This window comes from Pseudomonas sp. CM27, from assembly GCF_013179515.1.
Taxonomy (GTDB): Bacteria; Pseudomonadota; Gammaproteobacteria; order Pseudomonadales; family Pseudomonadaceae; genus Aquipseudomonas.
Map to the genome: position 1 here is coordinate 1 of NZ_JABMCN010000165.1, position 2,834 is coordinate 2,834.

At 65.0% G+C, this 2,834-nt stretch carries 4 protein-coding genes; all 4 read left to right on the forward strand.

What is annotated here, in order from left to right; translation table 11 throughout:
* Positions 1 to 640 (forward strand): type IV pilus biogenesis protein PilM (gene pilM, locus HP547_RS19460; protein WP_172287116.1); only part of this gene is annotated, 640 nt, incomplete at its 5' end.
* The gene (locus HP547_RS19465; protein ID WP_172228885.1) at positions 637 to 1,173 is read left to right on the forward strand and encodes a PilN domain-containing protein; all 537 of its coding nucleotides are present in this window, start codon (positions 637 to 639) and stop codon (positions 1,171 to 1,173) included. The genes pilM and HP547_RS19465, both read left to right, overlap by 4 nt.
* Positions 1,174 to 1,184: 11 nt before the next feature.
* Positions 1,185 to 2,180, forward strand: coding sequence for a pilus assembly protein PilP (locus HP547_RS19470; protein ID WP_172287122.1), 996 nt, complete (start codon positions 1,185 to 1,187; stop codon positions 2,178 to 2,180).
* Positions 2,110 to 2,834: secretin N-terminal domain-containing protein (locus tag HP547_RS19475; RefSeq protein ID WP_172287121.1), on the forward strand; the 725-nt coding region annotated here is incomplete at its 3' end. The genes HP547_RS19470 and HP547_RS19475, both read left to right, overlap by 71 nt.

Here is a 2,834-nt window from a genome sequence, read left to right on the forward strand (position 1 = left end):
GTCCGCCAACCAGGTCATCTGCAAGCTGTGTCATCTGCCCGGGGAGCGGGATGGGGCAGAGATGGAGGTGCAGCTGCTGGCCGACGCTGAACGGCTGTTTCCGTTTCCGCTGGAAGACCTGGCCCTGGACTTTCAGGCGCTGGGGCCATCCCGCGTGCAGCCAGGTTGCCTCGAGGTGATGGTCGCGGCCTGTCGGCAGAGTGCGTTGGCGTCGCTCGCAACGGTGGTTGAAGAGGCCGGCCTGGAGTTGGCGGCCGTTGAAGTCGACAACATTGCCCTTTCTCGCATGTTGCCACTGGGCTGTATGGAGGGATCGGCGCTGCTGCGTCTCGAAACGCGTAGCGTCACCCTTTATGGCTGGCAGCCGGGCAAGGCCTTTCTGCGCGTTGAATTGCCACAGGATGAGTTGCGCGCAAGCGGGCAGCTGCCAGAGCATTTGCAGGCACTGTTTGCCGAAGCGTATCTGCCTGCGCGGCTTTGGGTTGCCAGCAGCGCACTGATCGATCCCGGTTGGCTGCAGGGCCTGAGCGAGCAGCTTGAGCTGCCATGTCGGCAGCTGCCCGGTCTGGCGGGTCTTGAGCAAGTTGATGGCTCGATGCTGCTGGCTGGCGCCCTCTCGGTTGGAGGGTGGCAGCCATGATGCGGCTGAACCTTCTGCCCTGGCGCGAGCGGCAACGCCAGGCGGCGTTGCGGCGTTTTCGCAGGCAGCTGGTCGCTGCTGCACTATTGGGCTTGTGCGCCGTGATGCTGGTCGACCAGCTTGCCCGTGTGCGAGGGCAGCAACAGGCGCTGGTCAATACACACCACCAGGCAGGCCTCGGGATGTTGGGCGAGCAGTTGCAGCCGCTGGCCGATATCCGTGCGCAACATGCGGCGCTGCTCGTCAGCGTGGCCAAGCTGGAGGGCTTGCGCAGCGGTCAGGGGCTCCTGGCCAGCGTGTTTGTCGACCTCGAGGGAGCGCTGCCAGTGGGGGTGCAACTGCTCGATCTGAGCCTGGAAAACGGCCGCCTGCACATGACCGGCCTGGCCCCGTCCGCTGCCGTTGTCGCACAGTTCATGCGCGATCTTGGCCGCTCGAGTGTATTGATCGATCTGGAACTCAAGCGCATCAAGAGCCTGGCGGGGGGCGATGAATTTCTGCTGTCTGCGCGTGTTTCGGCGTTCTGGTCGTGACCGCAGCACGGATGCTCGCCTGGCTGGCGGTTGCACAGGGCTCCCGCCGGCTCAGGCGGCTGGCACCCGTGCTGGTGGCCGTGCTGCTGTTCAGTCTGGGTTGCTCGATCCGCCTGCCGTCGCTTTTGCAGCAACAGGCTCAGGAGCATGCCAGGTACGCCGCACTGGACCAGCAACAGGCTGCCAGCAGCGCGCAGCTGGCGGAACTGGAGCACCTCCAGGCTGCTGTGGCAGATGCCGAGCGGCGGCTGCGTGAGGCGCACTGGCACTTGGCCGCAGGCGAGAGCATGAGCGATCTGCTGGACCGCCTGGCGGCGTCGGGCCGTGCGCAGGGCTTGCTCATCGAGCGACTTGAGGTGCATGAAGACCAGCAGCAGGCTGGTTTTCGCAGAGTGCCGCTGGAGTTGCAGGTGGTGGGGCGTTATGCCGCTTTGCGAGTGTGGCTGGACGACTGGTTGAGCCAGACGCGCATACTGCGCAGCGGTGACATGCGCCTGGAGGCTGCCGATGATCAGCCTGGGTTGTTGCGGCTTCGGTTACAGGTCGATGCCTATCACGCATCGGCACCTATGCCCGCTGCTGGCCTACTTGCGCAGTTGCCTGCCGTGGCCGCATCGCCAGCGCCTGCGCTTGACCCATTTGCGCCCAAGGCTATGCAAATGGCTAGCAGTGGGCTGGCCAGCGTGCCCCTTGGGCAACTGGAAATGGTCGGCAGCCTGTCACGTGGGGCCGCGCACGAAGCGCTGCTGATGGCGGCTGGCAGGCTCTATCGCGTGCGCCAGGGAGATCGCCTCGGGCGCGACCTGGGGGTGGTGACGCAGGTCGACCCGCGTCATGTCGAAGTACGTGAACGGCTGTTCCTGGCAGGGCTGTGGCACGAGCGCACAGCGTTCGTCAGCCTCGCAAGGCGCCTGGGCAAGGAGGCCCCGGATCAGGATGAAAATAGTGAAGAAATGGGCACTGGCGGCGTTGCTGCCTATCCCGCTGGTGTCGGCGACGCCTTATAAGGGTGAGCCGATGTCGTTGAACTTCCAGGACGTGGAAGTGCGTGCGGTGCTGCAGGTGCTGGCCGACTACGCCGGCGTCAACCTGGTTGCCAGCGATTCGGTGCAGGGCAGTGTCACCCTGCGTTTGCAGGATGTGCCATGGGACCAGGCCCTTGACCTGGTGCTGCGCAGCAAAGGCCTCGCCCGGCGCCAGGACGGCAATGTGCTGTTGGTCGCGCCTGCGGGGGAGTTTGCCGGCCAATCGTCAGATAGCCGTGTGGGGCAGTCATTGGATGCGCAAGTGCAGCCGCTGCGCCGAGAACTGCTGCCCATCTATCACGCCAAGGCCGCTGAACTGGCCGATTTGCTGATGGCGAGCCTTGCGGATGACGGCATTCTTGCGGGGCGTGGCAGCCTGAGTGTCGATGAGCGCACCAATACCCTGGTTGCGCACCAGCCAGCCGACCGCCTTGCCGAGATACGGCAGTTGGTGCAGCAGCTGGACGTGCCGGTCCGTCAGGTGGCGATCGAGGCGCGTATCGTCGAGGCCAGCGTCGATTATGAGAAGAGCCTGGGAGTGCGCTGGGGCGGGCCGTTGTACGGGGAAAATATCCGGCCGGGCAAGGAGCTGTTCGTCGACCTCGGAGTAGAACGCGCCGGCAGCAGCATTGGCCT